Origin of the sequence: Pseudomonas sp. LFS074 (assembly GCF_047978165.1) — a bacterium.
GTDB classification, from domain to species: Bacteria; Pseudomonadota; Gammaproteobacteria; order Pseudomonadales; family Pseudomonadaceae; genus Aquipseudomonas; species Aquipseudomonas putida_P.
In genome coordinates, this window is the sequence record NZ_JBFPFV010000001.1 from 3,308,364 (window position 1) to 3,326,117 (window position 17,754).

17 protein-coding genes are annotated in these 17,754 nt (G+C 63.7%); 10 read left to right on the forward strand and 7 right to left on the reverse strand.

The genetic code is table 11. The features are described 5' to 3' along the window. Positions 1-21: 21 nt before the first annotated feature. On the reverse strand, positions 22-2,331 hold the full coding sequence (locus ACNQP3_RS15110) for an acylase (RefSeq protein ID WP_319026124.1): 2,310 nt from the start codon (positions 2,329-2,331) through the stop codon (positions 22-24). 196 nt (positions 2,332-2,527) lie between these two features. Between ACNQP3_RS15110 and ACNQP3_RS15115 the strand changes: the two genes are divergently transcribed. Continuing rightward, on the forward strand, positions 2,528-2,902 hold the full coding sequence (locus ACNQP3_RS15115) for a hypothetical protein (protein WP_012272514.1): 375 nt from the start codon (positions 2,528-2,530) through the stop codon (positions 2,900-2,902). A 36-nt stretch (positions 2,903-2,938) separates the two neighbouring features. Here ACNQP3_RS15115 and ACNQP3_RS15120 read toward each other — a convergent pair whose 3' ends face one another. Further along, the gene (locus ACNQP3_RS15120) at positions 2,939-3,127 is read right to left on the reverse strand and encodes a hypothetical protein (protein WP_003248064.1); all 189 of its coding nucleotides are present in this window, start codon (positions 3,125-3,127) and stop codon (positions 2,939-2,941) included. A 151-nt stretch (positions 3,128-3,278) separates the two neighbouring features. Here ACNQP3_RS15120 and ACNQP3_RS15125 point away from each other — a divergent pair, with 151 nt between their 5' ends. The 4 genes from ACNQP3_RS15125 to ACNQP3_RS15140 all read left to right on the forward strand — a co-directional run bounded on the left by ACNQP3_RS15125 (position 3,279) and on the right by ACNQP3_RS15140 (position 5,705). After that, positions 3,279-3,737: a hypothetical protein gene (locus ACNQP3_RS15125; protein ID WP_012272515.1), complete on the forward strand. Its 459-nt coding sequence runs from the start codon at positions 3,279-3,281 to the stop codon at positions 3,735-3,737. Positions 3,738-3,986: 249 nt separating this feature from the next. Continuing rightward, positions 3,987-4,367, forward strand: coding sequence for a Mor transcription activator family protein (locus tag ACNQP3_RS15130; RefSeq protein ID WP_264316143.1), 381 nt, complete (start codon positions 3,987-3,989; stop codon positions 4,365-4,367). Between the two features lie 64 nt (positions 4,368-4,431). Beyond that, the gene (locus ACNQP3_RS15135; protein WP_012272517.1) at positions 4,432-5,076 is read left to right on the forward strand and encodes a DUF2589 domain-containing protein; all 645 of its coding nucleotides are present in this window, start codon (positions 4,432-4,434) and stop codon (positions 5,074-5,076) included. A gap of 74 nt (positions 5,077-5,150) precedes the next feature. Then, a complete protein-coding gene (locus ACNQP3_RS15140) occupies positions 5,151-5,705 on the forward strand; it encodes a DUF2589 domain-containing protein (RefSeq protein ID WP_012272518.1) in 555 nt (184 codons plus the stop codon). Between the two features lie 19 nt (positions 5,706-5,724). On the opposite strand, the gene ACNQP3_RS15145 is transcribed toward ACNQP3_RS15140, so the two are convergent. Genes ACNQP3_RS15145 through ACNQP3_RS15155 form a run of 3 tightly spaced genes read right to left on the reverse strand, consistent with a single transcriptional unit; the run spans position 5,725 to position 11,841 of the window. Continuing rightward, on the reverse strand, positions 5,725-9,399 hold the full coding sequence (locus ACNQP3_RS15145) for a translocation/assembly module TamB domain-containing protein (protein ID WP_264316144.1): 3,675 nt from the start codon (positions 9,397-9,399) through the stop codon (positions 5,725-5,727). After that, positions 9,396-11,138, reverse strand: coding sequence for an autotransporter assembly complex protein TamA (locus ACNQP3_RS15150; RefSeq protein WP_012272520.1), 1,743 nt, complete (start codon positions 11,136-11,138; stop codon positions 9,396-9,398). Before ACNQP3_RS15150 ends, ACNQP3_RS15145 begins: the two co-directional genes overlap by 4 nt. A gap of 52 nt (positions 11,139-11,190) precedes the next feature. After that, positions 11,191-11,841, reverse strand: a complete 651-nt coding sequence (locus tag ACNQP3_RS15155) for a GNAT family N-acetyltransferase (protein WP_012272521.1) — start codon at positions 11,839-11,841, stop codon at positions 11,191-11,193. A gap of 162 nt (positions 11,842-12,003) precedes the next feature. On the opposite strand from ACNQP3_RS15155, the gene xthA reads away from it, so the two are divergent. Then, the gene (xthA, locus tag ACNQP3_RS15160; protein WP_012272522.1) at positions 12,004-12,816 is read left to right on the forward strand and encodes an exodeoxyribonuclease III; all 813 of its coding nucleotides are present in this window, start codon (positions 12,004-12,006) and stop codon (positions 12,814-12,816) included. A gap of 39 nt (positions 12,817-12,855) precedes the next feature. Here xthA and ACNQP3_RS15165 read toward each other — a convergent pair whose 3' ends face one another. Together ACNQP3_RS15165 and ACNQP3_RS15170 are read right to left on the reverse strand one after the other, a co-directional pair. After that, a complete protein-coding gene (locus ACNQP3_RS15165; RefSeq protein ID WP_060493135.1) occupies positions 12,856-13,608 on the reverse strand; it encodes an anti-sigma factor family protein in 753 nt (250 codons plus the stop codon). Next, a complete protein-coding gene (locus ACNQP3_RS15170) occupies positions 13,605-14,126 on the reverse strand; it encodes a sigma-70 family RNA polymerase sigma factor (protein ID WP_012272524.1) in 522 nt (173 codons plus the stop codon). The genes ACNQP3_RS15165 and ACNQP3_RS15170 overlap by 4 nt, the downstream gene beginning before the upstream one ends. 124 nt (positions 14,127-14,250) lie before the next feature. On the opposite strand from ACNQP3_RS15170, the gene ACNQP3_RS15175 reads away from it, so the two are divergent. The 4 genes from ACNQP3_RS15175 (at position 14,251) to ACNQP3_RS15190 (ending at position 17,752) form a co-directional block, all read left to right on the forward strand. Further along, entirely contained in the window at positions 14,251-15,303 is a 1,053-nt protein-coding gene (locus ACNQP3_RS15175) for a catalase family peroxidase (protein ID WP_060493134.1), read from the forward strand. Then, entirely contained in the window at positions 15,300-15,833 is a 534-nt protein-coding gene (locus ACNQP3_RS15180) for a cytochrome b (RefSeq protein ID WP_012272526.1), read from the forward strand. The genes ACNQP3_RS15175 and ACNQP3_RS15180 overlap by 4 nt, the downstream gene beginning before the upstream one ends. An 86-nt stretch (positions 15,834-15,919) precedes the next feature. After that, positions 15,920-17,125, forward strand: coding sequence for an MFS transporter (locus ACNQP3_RS15185; RefSeq protein WP_012272527.1), 1,206 nt, complete (start codon positions 15,920-15,922; stop codon positions 17,123-17,125). Positions 17,126-17,206: 81 nt separating this feature from the next. Then, the gene (locus tag ACNQP3_RS15190) at positions 17,207-17,752 is read left to right on the forward strand and encodes a cupin domain-containing protein (protein ID WP_003248033.1); all 546 of its coding nucleotides are present in this window, start codon (positions 17,207-17,209) and stop codon (positions 17,750-17,752) included. The last annotated feature ends 2 nt before the right edge of the window (positions 17,753-17,754 follow it).

Below are 17,754 nucleotides of genomic sequence, written 5' to 3' on the forward strand. Positions count from 1 at the left end.
CCGCGAAGTGGCCAGCATGCCTTACTGCTGCGCCATTGCCCCCTTGTCCCGCTCACTGATCACCGACTCCCGGTACTCAGGGTCCGCCTTGATCTGTGCCTCGGTAAACGGTATCAGCGCCAGTTGCTTGGCCGCGAAGGCCTTGGTCTGGTCACTGGCGTGCGCCGAAGCGGCCTCGCTGGACTGCGAGAACGCCAGCAGCCCACGCGCCTCTGGCCCTTTGTCGGTGAAGCTGACCAGTTGCAGGTAGCTGGTACCACTGACCACCAGCCGCTTGCCGTGCCCGTGCGGCACGCTGTAAATCGCGTTGTACACCCCCAGCGCCTGCGGGCCACCCGGTACCGGCGTGCCATCAAGCGCCTGCTGCACCTGCCCCCAACGCGCCTCCCCGGCCACGCCACTCTCACTTACCTGCTTGATCGACGCCAGTGCTGCATCGTGTACCAGATTACGCACCGCGGCTTGCTCGACCGCAAGGCCGCGCGGGGTGTGCTGCGGGTCGGCCGGGTCGAACGCCACCCGCCAGCTTTCCGGGTGCTCGGCCAAGGCAGTGAACAGATTCTGGAAATGCACCAGGCCAATGCCACTGTCCAGGTCGGCCTTGCCGTTCCAGGCAGCCAGGCTGCTGCACACGGCCTGCACATCCGCGCTGGCACCCTTGCACCATTGCAGCAGGTCCGGCAGCACCAGGCTGGCCAGGTAGACCTCGTCATCGGTGACAATGCGCTGCAGCTCATCCACACCCAACCGGGCGGTGCCTTGCAAACGCTGCAGGGCAAAACGGCCACGCATGCCCAGCGGCTGGTCATTGCGGCTGACCAAGGGTGAGTAGCCGGTCAGCGGCTGTGCAGGGTTCGCCATCCAGGCCGGGTCGTTGGAGTTTTGCACGAAGTCTTCACGCTCGAGGCTCGGCAGCAAGCGGGCCGGGAAAATGCCCGGTTGCGCCGCCTGCGCGTCCACCTTCCACTGGCAGGCGCTACGCGAACCATCCAGCACCACCACGCGCCCTTGCGCCTGCGGGTTGCTGCAGGTATCCAGCAGTTGCTGGTCGACATAGGGCACGACCGACTGGTTCAGGTACAAAGCCCGCCCACCCTGGTCCACGGCCAGCGTGTTGACCCAAGGGATGCCTTGCAACTGCTCGACCGAACCCTTCAATGCCGCGAGGCTGTCGGCACGGTTGATCTGGTACCACTGCTGCAGTACACGTGTGTTCTCAAGGTTGGCGTCACGCAAGCTGTAGGCCGCATGCACATCCCAGTCCAGGCGACCTGGCCATTGCACCACCGGGCCGAACTGCGAGCTGTAGACCTGCCGCTCTACCTGGCTCAGGCTGCCATCCTCGGCCTTGACCGCCACACGGATGGTTTGCCGGGCCAGCGGTAGCGACCTGCCATCGAGCAAGTAGCACGTCGGGTCCTTGGGGTCGAGCTGCAGGCGGTAGAGGGTGAAGTGCTTAGAGGTGTCGACGGTGTGCGTCCACGCCAGGTGCTGGTTGAAACCGATGTTGATCATCGGCAGGCCCGGTAATGCTGCGCCCATCACGTCGAGCTGGCCTGGAATGGTCAGTTGCATCTGGTAAAAGCGCATGCCGCCCATCCACGGGAAGTGGGGGTTGGCCAGCAACAGGCCGCGGCCATTGGCCGAACGCTGCGCACCTACTGCCACAGCATTGCTGCCACGCTCCGAGGCGAACCGCTCCTGCCGGGCCAGCGCAGCGGCAAAACCCGCTGAGGATGCCTGGCGGGTCAGTGCTGGAGGGTGTGCCCCCGCCAGCGCCTCGACGAACTGCCCGACACCGCCCTCGGCCAGCAACCGGCGGGTCAGTTTGACCAGGTCCTGGCTGCTGATAGGCCGCACCCACTCACCCTCGCCGCATTCGGCGGGCAGCCCTTGGCCACGGCGCTCGGCCAATGCCCGGTTGTAGCCGCTGGCATAACCCGCCAGCAGTGCCTGTACCGGCGCTGGCTGTGCCTGCAGGAACGCATCGACCGCCGCCGGGCTGTTGAGCCAGGTGAAAAACAGGTCGCTGGCCAGGTTGTCACGCTGCTCCAGGGTCTTGCCCTTGGCGCCGAAAAAGCGCGATCGCTCACCGCTCACGGTCAGCACTTCATTGGCCAGCAGGCACAGGTTGTCCTGGGCATAGACATAGCCAACGCCATAGCCCAGGCCGCGCTCATCCTTGGCCACGATATGCGGCACGCCAAAACTGGTGCGACGGATCTGGGCACTGGTATCGGCTACGGCGGGCTGCGCCTGTACGCCGATACTGAAGGCCACCAGGGCAGCGGCCAGGCCGGCGCACGTCATGGGACGGGAAAGTGGAAACACGGGCACTCCTCGGATTCGGGGGTCATCCCGATCAGACGAATGGCCAGATGAAAATTTTACGTATTACAAGGCGATGGAACGTCTTGATGAGGAGCAGGCATTTTTTTTACGAGTGAGTTGCAGTTTTTGCGTTCTCATTCGTCCTAGTAAGTGAGGCAACCACATTTCGGGTTCGTCCACGAAAAGGAGCATTCACATGTACAACCCGCAACCCTCGATCCAGGCCGGGCGCGTCCCAGGCAAAGCGCCCAATGGACAGGACGCTTTTTCTGAAGAACGCATCGGCAATGAACAGATCCGCGAGCTGCTGCGCACCTTCGGCCTGCGCACCAGCCTGATCCGCCTCAAGGTGATCGACGCTTTGCACGCCGCCGACCGCAATGGCCGCAGTATTGGCGTGCGCGGTGTGCATGCACAACTGGAACAACTGGATATCCCGTTGTCGTTCCTCAGTGTGCGCGAAGTACTCAAGCGCCTGTGCACCGAAGGCGTCATCCAGCTGGGTAGCGACAAATGTTACAGCCTCAACCCCCAGGCGCGTGCCGTACTGGAGCAAACACTCTCGCGCTGAGCGCATGGCCGGCCATGCCTGGCCGGCCCGCGCAGATCAGGGCTTGACCTTGCGCCGCAGAATGCCGTTGATCACCACGACCACCACGGCAATGGCGATGGCCAGCATCTGGAAGGTCTGTTCACTGATTGTGCCCTGCTTCTGCAGATGGGACAGGCCCAGCATCAGGCCCAATACCACCAGGATGATCAAAAGTGAATATTTGAGGCGCTGCACGTGTGTCATCGAAGGTTCCTTGCAACATCAGGGGCAAATGGCTCGCAACGAGCGGCGGCAATGATACAACGGTCACTGCCCACAGCGCTGTATTTCCTGCTGGGTGGGGCAGCGCGGGCCTGAAAGCATGGGAGTTCCAAGCACCCATGCCGGAGGCACCATGTACAAAACGTTGCTGTTCGCATCGCTGTTTCTGTCCCCCCTCTCCCTTCATGCGCTGGACACCCAGCAGACGCCTGACGAACACCTGCTCGAACTGGGCCACCAGTTGGCTACCCATGCCGGTGCCAGCCAATGGCAACAATTGTGGCAACGTGTCCGCCAGGCCGGCTACCTGCAGGCTGGTGCTGCGCCGGTACATTTCAGCGTGCCTGCGGCCCGGTTACCCGACCTGGCTCGGCAAACCCTGGCCCAGGCCGACCAGGTACAGGCACTGCGCCAGACACAGGCACTGTACCGCCGCAGCTTTGCCGGCCCGGCCATTGGCCAGCGCAACGGGCAGCCGTTGCATGCGCTTTGCCTGTTGGTCGATTGGCGCACATTGCCCCAAGGCATGCGCGCCACCCCTCACGCCTACCTGGCTAGCGCCAGCTTGCTGAGCAGCTATCCGTGCGACTGATGGTTGCCTGACCCATTCGCATCAATGGGAGTAACCAGATGGGTCGCCTTACGGTACAGCCGGAAGTCAACGCGATTTCCTACACCGCCAGATATCGTTGCCTGCAAAACCTACTCACCGAAGCTACAACCCCCAGCCCCTATGTCGCCTAGCGACGCGCCTTGGCTGTCGCACAGAATTTGCTCACACCTTCGACATAACGCCGTGGGTGATCGGGTCGCACATCCACCCATCCCGAAGGAGCGCCATATGCAACTGCCAGATTTGAGCCAGATCGATATCAGCCAACTGCCCCACTCGTTGCAGGCCTTGATCGAGTGTATCGGTATCGAAAACGCCTACCAGCTCACCTGCGCCTACGGCGGCAGGCCCAAATACATTCCCAAGCACCGCGAGCGCACCAAGCTCGCCGACGTGCAGCCAGCCGAAGCGTTAGACGCACTGATCAAGCGCTTTGCCGGGGTCGCACTGGAAATTCCCAAGGCTGACCACTTTCTGCGCCAACTGCGCAACCAGCAGATCCAGAAGGAAAGCGCCAACGGCTTGTCACGCAGCCTGCTGGCGAACAAGTACGGCCTGAGCCTGCGCCAGATCGGCAACATCCGGCGCCAGGAGCCTTGCACTCGCTGATACCCAAGCACCGTAGCAGCCCTTATGCGGTTGCCTCAACCCACCAGAAGATGAGTTTCCTTATATGTCGATAGATAACAGCCTGATTGGCTCCGTCATCAACGCCCTGCCGATGGACCGCCTGATTGCTGGCCCCTTGCAGGCCATGGTCCAGGCGCAGGTGACTGCCAGTAAATCGTACGCCGACTTCCTGATGCAGGTGTGCGTCCAGGATGGCAAGGCCGTCGCCATCCAGTTCGACTACGACGAAACCATCGTCGACGAACAAGGCGAATACAAGGGTGTAGTCAGCAAGACCATGAAAGTGCCGCTGCTGGCGGCCATTACCCACCCGAACATTTCCATTGAAGAGGGTAATGTCGAGTTCGAGCTGGTCATCAGCCAGATGTCCGAAGATGTATCCAGCAAGGACATGAATGCAGAAACGACCGCCTCCCTGGGCTGGGGGCCGTTCAAGCTGAACGTGAAAGGCAGCGTGAGCCACAAGTCCACGCAAACCCGCAAGACAGATACCCGCGCCCGCTATGCCTTCAACACGACCTTGAAACGCCAGGAACCGCCCGAAGCGATGATGAGGGTAATCGAGTTTCTGACTGACGCCGCGACCAAGCCAACCGTTGTCAGAACGGCCGCGCTGGAAAGCCCGGACGAAATTTCCCAGGCCGATACCTTGAAAGGGCCTGAGCCTGAAAAACTACCGACCCCTTAAGACCCTTGCACTTCACCCTCGAGCCCCTCTTCCCGCAATGAGAGGGGCATAACCTGGCTTGAGGAGTCGGATCGTTGCAAAAGCCCCCTGCCCCCATGACCTCCATCGACCTGCGCGAGATCACCCGTGGCCTGCAAGAGGCCGCCAGCGCCACCAACAGTTTGATCGCCCAGCAGTACATCAACCTCTTCGACCAGTTCTTCGAATGCGACACCGAGGCGTTGGGCGCCCCTATGAAGGCCAAGATGGTCGAGGTGGCGATGGACGGCCAGCACATCATGCGCGTTCCATTGTTCGCCCTGGTATCACCCAAGGGCCTGGCCCTGGAGCGCATGCAGGTCGATTTGTCTGTAAGGGTCAAAGGTACTGAAGCGCAACAGGCGCTGCTGACGGCAGCCGAGAGCAAGGCCGCCAGCTTCAAGGTGACCATCGGCGGCCAGGGCCGTCAGGGTGAAAGCCGGGACCCAGACGAAGTGCAGATCCGCATGCAGTTCCAGGCGAGTGAGCCGCCGGAGGCGCTGAACCGGTTGATCGAGGAATACACCAGCCTGATCGTCCCGGTACGCGCTACCCAATCGCCGCCCCCAACCGACACCAATGAGTTCATCGAGGCGGCCATCGTCCGTTGACGACCGCCCCGGCGCAGGCTTAGAAGTCGCGTTTGTAGAAGATATCCAGTGAACTCGCCAGCCCGCTGGCGGCTTCAAGGTAGACCTTCTTGCTCAACTTGTAACGCAAGGCGATGGTGTTGGCGGGTTCGAACACCCCTACCCCGTAACGCAGGCTCAGCTTTTCAGTCAGGTTGCCGCTGGCGACCACGCTGGTGCTGTTGCCCGACCCTTCGGTATCCAACTGGAAGTCGTCGATGCCCAGGCTCGACGCCAGGCTGCCGGTAATGCCGGCACTGCCGGCCAGCCCCAAGCCCAAGGCCGCCTCGGCGAGCATGTTGTTGTCTTCGCCGGAGGTGCCCAATGGCCGCCCCAGTACCAGGTACGACAGCGCCTGCTCCTGGCTCATGGCCGGCTCCGAGAACACCTTCGTGGTGGGCTGTTCGGCGCTGCCGCTCAGGCGGATACCAGCAATCACATCGTCAACCTTGCGGATTGCTTCGATGTCCAGGTACGGCTGGTCGATTGGGCCGGCGAACAGCAGCCGCGCTCGGCGGATGGTCAAGCGTTGACCGTAGGCACGGTAGCGGCCGTCTGCCAGGCTCAGCTCGCCACGGGTGTCGAGGTTATCACCAATGTGCACATGGCCAAGCAGGTTGGCGGTAAGGCCAAAGCCGCTGAACGACAGCTTGTCCTGGCCCACTTCGACGTCGATGTCCATGGCCATCGCCATGGGCGGTTTGCCCTCTTCGGTCTGGTGACCGACGATTACCGTGTCATCCGACACCTTGACGGTGGACGGCGGCAGCTCGCGAACGGTGATCTTGCCCTTGGGCACCTGTACCTTGCCGGTCACCGCCAGCTTGTCGTCGATCAGGCGCAAGGTAAGGTCTGGGGCCACCTCCAGTGCGGCATAGGGCTCGACCGTGACCGGCAGTTGCTGGCCTTGCAAACGCACGTCCATGCCCAGCGCCTGGCCCCAGGTGAGGTTGCCGCTCAACTGCCCACGCCCAGCCTCACCACTGCGCCAATTGCCGTTGAGCTGCACCTGCTCACCGCTGATCAGTGCCTGCAGTGACAGGTCCTGCAGGCTGGCCGGCAGCTCTGCACCACTGACTTCACCACCGCTGAGCATCAGGTTACCGTTGACCTGCGGCGCCAGCAAAGTACCTGAAAGCCGGCCACTGCCATTGAGCTGCCCGGCCAGGCGTTCGACCATCGGCACAAACGGACGGGCCACCGACAGGTCTAGCCCGGCCAGGCGGAAATCACCCGACAATGGCTTGTTCTTGCCTAGCGGATCGAGCCGGGCGTTGACGCTCAGTTCCCCCAGACGCTCACCGCGAAACGCCAGGCGCGTATCGATGCGTCGCGGTGCCAGCGTGCTGTCCAGGCGCAGGGCCTGATACGGGAAGTCGATCCAGCGGCCCTTGTCGCGTACCCGCAGGGTGCCGCCACTGGCATCGACAACGACAGTACCCTTGGGGCCGCTGGCCGGGATGTCCAGGTTGATATCGGCATTGAGCAGGCCTTGCCAGGCAAAGTCCTTCGGCAGCCACTGGGCCAGGCTGTCCAGTGGGAACTGCTTGAGGTGGTAGCGCAGGCGGGGCTCGGGGGCCAGGCGCTGGTCCTCGCCACACAGGCTGGCCTGCCCGGAGCGCCAGCAGTGGGCCCCGAAGTCCAGCTGACCGCTGGCCAGCCGCTGCAGGCGTGCCGGGGCCTGCAACTGCCAATCCTGGCCGCCGGCCTGAATCCGCCCGCTGGCCAGACGACCACGCCAGTCACCCTTGTTCAACTGGCCATCCAGGCCAAGGTCGAGCTTGAGTTGCGGGCCGTCCAACGCCAGAGTCACGGCCTGTTGGCGAATGTCGCCTTTGCCGTTGGCCTGCAGCGTGCCCAAGGCCGTGTCACCCAGGTGAATACCTGTGGCCTTGAGCTCGACAACGCCGCGTTGAGCGTTGTCCAGGCGCGCCTCCAGGTCCAGCTGCTGCAGGCGGTTTTCGGCCTGGGCCAAGCGCTGACCTTGCAAGGTCAGGGTACCTTGCGGAGCCTGCAGCGTCCCGGCGACATCCAGCCGCCCCTTGACCTGCCCTTGCAGCCTCGGCCACAACTGGCCCAGGCGCGGCAAGTCGAGGTCGATTCGCCCGGCCAGCCGTTGTTGCAGGCTGCCACTGCCGTTGATGCGATTGTCACCCAGCTGGATAGCCAGTGCGCCCAGGGTCCAGTTTTGCCCTGCCCCCTGGGCTTCGGCCTTGAGTACGGCTGGCTGGCCACGCAGGCGGCCTTTAAGGTCGAGCTGGGCATCGAGGGTAAGCGCCTCGCCTTTAAGCTCGCCTTTGCTGCGCAGTGGCCCCGCCAGGGTGCCCGGTAGCTCGGCCAGCCAATAGGCCGGATCGAGCGCGGAAAGCTGCAAGTCGACATCCCAGGCCAGCGTGTTGGCAAAACGCACGGCGACACTGCCGGCGGCCTTGCCCTGGCCGGCAGTCAGCGCCAACTGTGGCAGTTTCACCTGGCTCAGGTCGCCTTCGAACGGGCTGGCCAGGCTGAACGCCCCCGCCGGGCCGTCCAGCTCACCCTTGAAGGTGCCCTGGTAATTGCCATCGCGATAATGCACCTGGGTATTGAAGCGCTTGAGGGTGACCTCAGGCGGAGTCTCCAAGGGGTACAGGCGCAACCACGGGAAATCCTGCCAGTCCAGCTTCGCATCGGCGCTCAGGCCTTGCTGCCAGTCAGCCGTCGCTTGCAACTTGACCCGTTGGTTGTCGTTGGCGGTCAGGTCCAAGGCATCGAGCCTGGCGCCTTTACTGTCCACCAACCCGGACAAGGCCAGGGCGATCGGCGATTGTTCGGCGGGCAGGCTGGCCGTGCCCGACAGGTGATAGCCCTTGAGCAAATCACCCTGGGCGTCGAGCTTCAGCTGGTTCAGCTGCAAAGTGTCGGGCAACGTGCCAGCCGGCTTGAATGCCTCGGAGCGGATCTGCAAGGTAGCTGGCAGGTGTTCGGCCAATGCCTGCAATTGGCCGCTCAGCGTGGCATCGAGGTAACCACTGCTGGTGCCAGCCAGTTTCAGGTTTTTTTGCAATTCACCGCTGGCAGTCAGTGCCAGCTGCCAAGGCTTGCCCTCTACCGCAGGCAACTGCAGTTGCGCCTGCAGTTGCAGCGGCCAGTCACCTTCGGGCTGCAGGTCGCCTTGCAGGTTCAAATTCAGGTCGTCGCGCTGCAGCCGCAGGCTGTCGATGCGCATCCCGCTGTTGGTCCAGTGCGCCGCGAGCTGCAAGTCGCCAAGCAGTTCGCTGCCATCCAGGCGCAGCTGACCAACCTTGACCTCGCCCAGCTCGATAGCCAGTGGCAAGCGCAGGGTCGGCAATTGCAGCGGTGCGTTGTCGGTGGGTTCGGGGCTTGGCGCAAAGGCCATGTCGATGCGTTCGGCCTGCAACCGGTCGATGCACAACCTGGCGCGTAGCAAGCAAACAGGCGACCAAGCCAGCATCGGCGCCTGTACCTCTACCTTGCTGCCGGCGTCGGCCCAGATCAGCTGGCTAGCTTGCCAACTGCCCGCAAGGCGCCCTTGGAAATCGGCCACTTCGAGCCCGGGCACCTTGCCCAGTGCCCAGCGGCTGCCAGCCTCGGTCCCCAGCAGCAGGCCCAGTGCCAGGCCCAAGCTCGCGACTACCCCAAGCAGGCCCAGCAGAATGTATTTGATCACGCGTTTCACAGCTCGGGCCCCATGGAAAAGTGCAGGCGAATGCCCCCTTCGTCATCCAGCGCTTTGGCCAGGTCCAGGCGCAACGGCCCCACCGGCGACACCCAGCGCACACCAAAGCCAACACCGGTCTTGAGGCTGGGCAGCTCCAGGTTGTTGAACGAGTTGCCTTGGTCGACGAACGTCGCAACCCGCCACTTTTCGGTCAGCGAATATTGGTACTCGACGCTGCCAGCCACCAGGTAGCGCCCGCCAATGCGGTCGCCGTCGCTGTTCTTCGGCGACAGGGTCTGGTAGTCGTAGCCGCGCACGCTCTGGTCGCCACCGGCGAAGAAGCGCAGCGAAGGCGGAATGCTGTTCTTGAAGCCATTGGTCGCGCTGCCGCCAAACTGCACGCGACCGAGAAAGCGGTGGTTTTGGCCCAGCGTGGTCAGGCCTTTGAGCAATACGTTGCCGTGCAGAAGGTTGGTATCGGAAACCAGCCCTTCCTTGGCGCCCTGCACATCGAATTGCAGGCGATAGCCGTTGTGTGGGTCGATGCGGTTGTCGCTGCGCAGGAAGGAATAGCTCACGCCAGGCATCAGCAAGTTGCTCAGCCCGGAGTCGTCGCCCAGGCGATACTCCTCGCGCTGGTACTTGAGCGATATCACCCGCTGCCAGCCACTGGGCAGCTTGCTGTGCCACTCGGGGCCGACCGTCAACAGCTTGCTGAGCGTGTCGGTACCGGCAAGCTCTTCATTCTGGTAGCCACCGGCAAAGCGCAGCTTGTCGGTCAGCGGCGGGTCGAGGGGAATGTCGTACCACAGGCCGACGTTCTGCCGTGGTGCGGACAGCTCGGTTTCCCAACCGTAGCTGTGGCCCTGCGGGTTGACCCAGTGGCGGGTCCAGTTGGCCTTGCCGCGCGGCCCGACGTCAGTCGAGAAACCCAGGCCCAGGCCCAGGGTGCGTGGTTTACGGGTTTCCAGACGGACATCCACCGGGACTTCTTCACCTACGGCGGCAGTAGGTGCCGCGTCTACGCGCACACCTTCGAAATAGCCGCTCGATTGCAGGTCATTGTTCAGCTCGGCGACCAGTTCCGAGTCGTAGGGGGTGCCCGGTTTGAATGAAACCATACGCTGCAAGAGATCGTCATCCAACGGCGTGTCGCCCCCGAAGGTGACAGCGCCCAGGCGATAGCGCGGGCCACTCTGGTAGACCAGTTCGATATCGGCCACGCCGGCCTGCGGGTCCACAGCCAGGCGCTGGCTGCTGAAACGTCCACTGAAGAAACCGTAGCGCGACGCCTGGTTCTGGATCAGCCGTTTGGCATCCTCATAAAGGCCGTGATTGAGTTGCTCACCCGCGCGCAGCGCCTTGCTGTCAGGCACGCGGAAGGCCTTCATTTCGCTGGCCGGGCCCTCGATGCGCACAGTCACGTTGCGCAGGCGAATGGGCTCGCCAGGGTTGATGCTGATGATCAGTTGCGGGGAATGGTCAGCGTCGCTGGCGGGTTTTACCTCGGTATCGATCTGTGCCTGATAGTAGCCAAGTGCCTGCGCCGCTTTGCGCGCCTGCTCCTCGGCCCCGCGACTGAAGCGTAAAAGTGCTTCTTCATCGCGGTCACCCAAGGTGCCGATATAGCCTTCGACATTGGCCTTGAGCGCCTTGTTGGCCGGTTTTACCTTCACCAGCAACTCGCTCTGGCCCCACGCTGCGAAACTGGCGGCCCAGAAAACCAGGCCCCAGGTGAATCTTCCTGAATACGTCATGCGGCGAATGCTACCAGAGCCAGGCGCTCAAGGGAGCCGCCTGGCGGCCTGTTCAGGCAAAAGCGGAATTTGAAGAGATTGGATTAGGATGAAAGAACACCCTTTCTCGGATTGGTCCTACAGCTACCTCGCCTATCTCTTCATAACCCTGGCGCTGATAAAAAGCCAGGTAGTGCTCGTTACCGGTATCCAGCACGACCCCTTGGGTGCCTGGGTCCTCCGCGCACCAGTCGTGCACAGCTTGTAACAATTGCTCGCCGTAGTGTTTGCCCTGGAATTGCGGGTGCACCCCCAGCAATGGCAGCACATGCACCCGGTCAGTGGGCAGGCAGGTGGCCAGCGCGGCCTGGTAGTCCATGTAGCGCCGCGTGCAGCGCAGGCCTGTACCCAGCATCATGCGCAGGCGCCAGGCCCAGCTGTCGGCCACGCCCAGGCGGCGCAGTGGCGGCACGATCAGGGCCAGGGCAATCAGGCGATCCTCTACCAGCAAGCCGATGGCGGGTAGTTGCAGATAGAAGTGCTGGCGCACCCATTCGCGCACCATCACCCGCAAGCGCCGCTCATAACCGGGGCGCTGGGCCTCGAAGATGTAGGCGAAGGTAGGCTCATGGCGGTAAGCGTTGTACAGCAATGAACGCGCTTCGCGGCTGTAACCATCATCGAGCAAGCAGACACGGGCCGGAGCGGCTGTGGTTTCGGGCATTGCGGGCAGACCTCCTGGAATGGGCGTACAGTGCCTTGGAGGTGCCCCTGCGCGCTTCGTTCACCCCCTGGAGCACGTTAGCAGCAGGATGACCATGCCGCCATGCTGGTGATGATGGACGATGTCGGCTAGCATCGCGGCTTTTACCGGGATTGTCTTTCCATGAAGATCGTCTGTTTCAACATCAACGGCCTGCGGGCCCGCCCGCACCAGCTGGCGGCGCTGATCGAAAAGCACCAGCCGGACGTGATCGGCCTGCAGGAAACCAAGGTCAGCGACGATCAGTTCCCGCTGGCCGACGTGCAGGCACTGGGCTACCACGTGCACTACCATGGCCAGAAAGGCCACTACGGCGTGGCGCTGCTGTCGCGCCAGGCGCCGCTGAGCCTGCACAAAGGCTTTGCCACCGATGAAGACGACGCCCAGCGCCGCTTTATCTGGGGCACCTTCCCTGATGCCGACGGCAACCCGATCACCATCATGAACGGCTATTTCCCCCAGGGTGAAAGCCGCGACCACCCCACCAAGTTCCCGGCCAAGCAGCGCTTCTACAGCGACCTGCAGGCCCTGCTCGAAGGCCAGTTCCGCAACGACCAGCCACTGCTGGTGATGGGCGACATGAACATCTCGCCGCAGGACTGCGATATCGGCATCGGTGCGGACAACGCCAAGCGCTGGCTGAAGACCGGCAAGTGCAGCTTCCTGCCGGAAGAGCGCGAGTGGATGGAACGCTTGAAAGGCTGGGGCCTTGTCGATAGTTTCCGTCACCTGTACCCGGAGGTGACGGACCGCTTCAGCTGGTTCGACTACCGCAGCCGCGGCTTCGAGGACGACCCCAAGCGCGGGCTGCGCATCGACCTGATCATGGCCTCGCAGCATCTGGTGCCACGCATCAAGGCAGCAGGTGTGGACTATGAACTGCGCGCAATGGAAAAGCCGTCGGACCATGCGCCGATCTGGCTGGAATTGAGCTGAGTCGGAGGGTGGGCGCCAAGGTGCATGCCTTGGCCTCACTCACAACCCCAACCGCAACGCCTCCCCCACCCCCGCTCCGCGCACATCGTCCGCCGCGCTGACCAAAGCAAAGTTGTACGCCCCATGCGACCAATACCGCGCCTCCAGCTGACCGTCGACCCGCTGACCGTCCGGCATGCGCCGATATTGCTCGCCGGGTGAGCGCAGGAACAGGCTGATGCGCTGGCCCTTGCCATCTTCAAACACCAGCAACGCCGCCGGCCCTTGCTCGTTGCTGAGCAAGCGCGCACCCACCGGTTTGAAGCCATAGCCCGCCAGGTCCGGCAGCTGGCCCACGCGGCTGAAATGGCGCCCAAGCCAGTCGCGCAACTGCCCTGGGTCACTGGCCTGGATATCCAAGGCTTCACTGCCAGCAAACAAGCGATGCGCCTGCACAGCGTCGGCCATGGGCAAGTCAACGCGCGCCAAGCTTGCATCGCGCACTTGCCAACCGCCTAAACCACCCACACCCAGCGCTAACATCACCACCGCCGCAGCGGCCCAACGCCGCTGCCGGCGCTGGCGCAATTGCCGACGCAACGGGCCCAATTCCAGCTGCGCGGCACCAGGCAGGTCATCAAACCCGGCCAACGCCACGCGTAGCCGGCGGGCATCGGCACGCCAACCTTCCACCCGTGCCGCCGCCTGCGGGTTGGCCTCCAGCCAGGCCTGCACCTGGGCCCGGCGCACAGGCTCCAGGCGCTCATCGACATAAGCATGCAGTTCGTCTTCGCTGGGGATCAGACGGGTCATTTCAGTCTCCGCAAGGCCGGTGGCTGGGGGTTGCCCTCGGTCAATTCGCGCAAGGCATTGCGCGCGCGCGACAGGCGCGACATCACAGTGCCGATTGGGATGCCCAAAGCCTGGGCGGCCTCCTTGTAACTCAGGCCTTCGATGCTGACCAGCAGCAACAAGGCACGCTGCTCCGCCGTCAGCCGGGCAAACGCCTGCAGGTCGGCCTGGGCCAGGACGATGGCTTCGAGGTTGTCACCGACAGGCTCCTCGTCGTGCCCGCTGCCGCCAAACCAGGACAACCAACGCGCATGCAGACGCTCGCGGCGTTTACCGTCGAGAAACTGTCGATAAAGAATGGTGAACAACCAAGCGCGCAGGGCATCGGCGTCACGTTGCTGGTCGCGCCGGCTCAGGGCCCGCTCGACCGTTGCCTGCACCAGGTCGTCGGCGCTGCCCGGTTCGCGGGTCAGCCACACGGCAAAGCGTCGCAGACGGGCAAGCAGTTCGCGCCACTGGTGGTCGTCCAGGTCATGCATCGCTAGGTACCGGCCTTTGGGATTGTCAGTGTAAAGGGCAGACGCCTGTGAACAAATTCTATTCCCGGCGATGGAATAAGTTTTTCCCTGCTCCGTCGTACTGGCACCTTCCCTGAACCGGACGATGACCATGAACTCACCCTTGCACGGCCCGGCCAAAGCGCTGCGCCTGGCAGCCATTGGCGCCGTGATGCTGGCCGCAGGTGCCGGCTTTGCCTATGCCGCCGGCTGGCTCGGCGAACCCCGGCTGACGCCACAGCGCATCATCGACACCTTCGAGGCCCAGGCCGGTCACTACCCGGGCTACCGCAAGAACCACGCCAAGGGCCTGTGCGTGAGCGGCTACTTCCAGCCCAGCGGGCAGGCCGCCAACCTGTCCATTGCACGCGCCTTCAGCCAGCAACGGGTGCCGGTTATCGGCCGTTTCGCCATCGGCGGTGCCAACCCGTTCGCCCCGGATACAGGCATCCCGGTGCGCAGCCTGGCAGTTCAACTCAGCACCGACGACGGCCAGGTCTGGCGTACCGGCATGAACAACCCGCCGGTGCTGGCGGTCAGTACCCCGCAAGGGTTCTATGAGCAAGTGCTCGCGGGCGCGCCCGACCCGGCCACCGGCAAACCTAACCCGGCCAAGATGCAAGCGTTCTTCGCCGCCCACCCCGAAAGCGCGGCATTTCGCCAGTGGGCGGCGAGCTACAAGCCAAGTGACAGCTTCGCCAGCACGCAGTATCACAGCATCAATGCCTTCCGCCTGATCGACTCAGCTGGCACGGCCCACCCGGTGCGTTGGCAGCTCGAGCCACAAACCGCGTTTGCCGCACTACCTGGCCAGGTTGATGACAAACAGTTCCTGCAACACGACCTGCAGCAACGCCTGGCCCAGGCCCCGTTGCGCTGGACGTTGCGTTTGGTGCTGGCCGAACCGGGCGATGCCGTGGATGACCCTGCCCGCCTCTGGCCCGCCGAGCGTCGTAGCGTGGACGCCGGCACCTTGGTGCTGGAGCACGTCGACGCTCCAGAGCAAGGGGCCTGCCGCGACCTGAACTTCGACCCGCTGATTCTGCCACGGGGTATCGAAGCGTCCGGCGACCCGATCCTCGCCGCCCGGTCCGCCGCCTATTCGGAATCCTTCAACCGCCGCAGCCGTGAATCGCTCAGCACTGGAGCCCGTCCATGAAACCCGAAGCCTTCCACCCCTTCGCCCGTCTGTTGCACTGGCTGATGGCCGTGCTGATCCTGGCCATGCTGTTCATCGGCGTGAGCATGGTCGCCGACCTGTCGCCACGCCACCCGCTGCTGATCAGCCTGCACAAGGCCACCGGCCTGGCCCTGCTGGTGCTGGTGCTGTTGCGCATCGCCGTGCGCCTGAGCGTGCCGCACCCACCGCTGCCACACGACCTGCCAGTGCTGCAGCGCTGGGCCGCCGGGGCCTCGCACCTGCTGCTCTATGGGCTGATGCTGGCCATGCCGCTGCTGGGATGGGCCATGCTATCGGCGGGCGACTACCCGCGCCCGCTCGGTTTACCCGCCATCGCCCCGCACAACCTGCAGCTGTATGCCGTGCTGCGTCAGGCCCATGGCTGGGCCGGCTACCTGCTGTTCGCCACGGTGCTGGTGCACGTGGGTGCAGCCTTGATGCATGCATGGGTGCGCCGCGACGGTGTGTTGCGTAGCATGTGGCCTGGCCCCTTGCGCCGCAGCGAATGACCTGCTGCATGCCGGGGCGTTCGACAATCAATAATCATTCTTAATAAGATCGGCTTTCTATTTGCCGTACTGCCCTGGACTGCCCTATGAACGTCGCAAAGGATCCTGCAACCCTGCTACCTGCCAGCACCCTGGACTTGCGCCCGCTGCTGCTGGCCAACATGGCCTGTACCATGTCGATGATGGCCTTCGTCGCCTTGATCGGCCCGATTGCCCGCCAACTCGGCATGGCCACCTGGCAAGCTGGCGCCGCCGTAACCGTGGCTGGCGTGGTTTGGGTGCTGCTGGCCCGGCCTTGGGGGCGATTATCGGATCGCCTCGGCCGCCGGCGCATCCTGCTGCTGGGCAGCGCCGGCTTCACCCTGGCTTACTGGCTGCTATGCCTGTTCGTTGAAGGCGCGCTGCGCTGGTTGCCGGGCGCGACCCTGGCGTTCATCGGCCTGATCGTCGCCCGCGGCTGCATCGGCGCCTTCTACGCCGCCATCCCAGTGGGCTGCAATGCGCTGATAGCCGACCATGTCGAGCCGCAACGCCGGGCCCGGGCCATGGCCTCGCTGGGCGCGGCCAACGCCGTCGGCCTGGTGGTCGGGCCAGCGCTGGCGGCGCTACTGGCACGGCACAGCCTGAGCCTGCCGTTCCACATCATGTCGCTGCTACCGGCCACGGCCTTCCTCGTGCTGCTCTTTACCCTAAAACCACAGGCGCTGCCGCACGCCCACGCCCCCAGCCCGGTGCGGCTGAACGACCCGCGCCTGCGCAGGCCGTTGCTGGTGGCATTCAGCGCCATGCTCAGCGTGACCGTGTCGCAGATCATCGTCGGTTTCTTTGCCCTCGACCGCTTGCATCTGGGCCCCGCCGAAGCGGCCCAGGCTGCCGGCATCGCGCTGACCACGGTGGGCGTAGCGCTGATGCTGGCGCAGGTATTGCTGCGCCAGCTAGAGTGGCCACCGCTGAAGATGATCCGGGTAGGTGCCACGGTATCGGCACTGGGCTTTGCCTGCGGGTCGCTGGCCACCACGGCCCCTTGGCTATGGGCTTGCTACTTTGTTGCGGCAGCCGGCATGGGCTTTGTGTTCCCAGCGTTTTCGGCACTGGCAGCCAATGCCATGCACGCCTCCGAGCAGGGCGCCACAGCCGGCTCCGTGGGAGCTGCCCAGGGCATGGGTGCGGTGATCGGGCCGCTGGCCGGCACCTTGGTATATGCCCTTGATCCGCGCCTGCCATTCTTGGCCGTAGCCGTGCTGTTGCTGCTCGTCGGACTGTGGCCGATGCCACGTGAACAGCGGGTTTGACAAGCACAGCGCGCAAGCGCGCAGAGTGTGTTTTAATGCGCATCGCTCATTATTATTGACACCTCTGATTACAAGGCGGCTATGGACACGGGGACGCGACTCAAACTGGTGCGTGAACGCAACAACCTCTCCCAACGGGAACTGGCCCGCCGCAGCGGGTTGACCAATTCGACGATCTCGCAGATCGAGCAGAATCGCGTCAGCCCTTCGGTCAGCTCCCTGAAAAAGCTGCTCGAAGGCATACCCATGAGCCTGGCGGAGTTTTTCAGCTTCGACGAGCCGGTGCGTGAAGAGCGCTACGTGTTCCGGGGTGGCGAACAACCGGATCTGGGCCGCAACGGCCTGCGCATGCTGCTGGTCGGCGCCAGCGTCGAAGGCCGGCAGATGCGCATGCTGCGCGAGCTGTATGCACCCGGCGCCGATTCGGGCGAGCCGATCGTGCATGCCGAGGGCGAAGAATGTGGCCTGGTCACCCGCGGCACCGTAGAGCTGTGGGTCGATGGGCAGGTCAGCGTGCTCAACTCGGGCGACGGCTACTACATCCCCACTACCCTGCCGCACAGTTTCAAGAACATCGGCCCGGACGAGGCCGAGATCATCAGCGCCAACACGCCGGCCAATTTCTGATC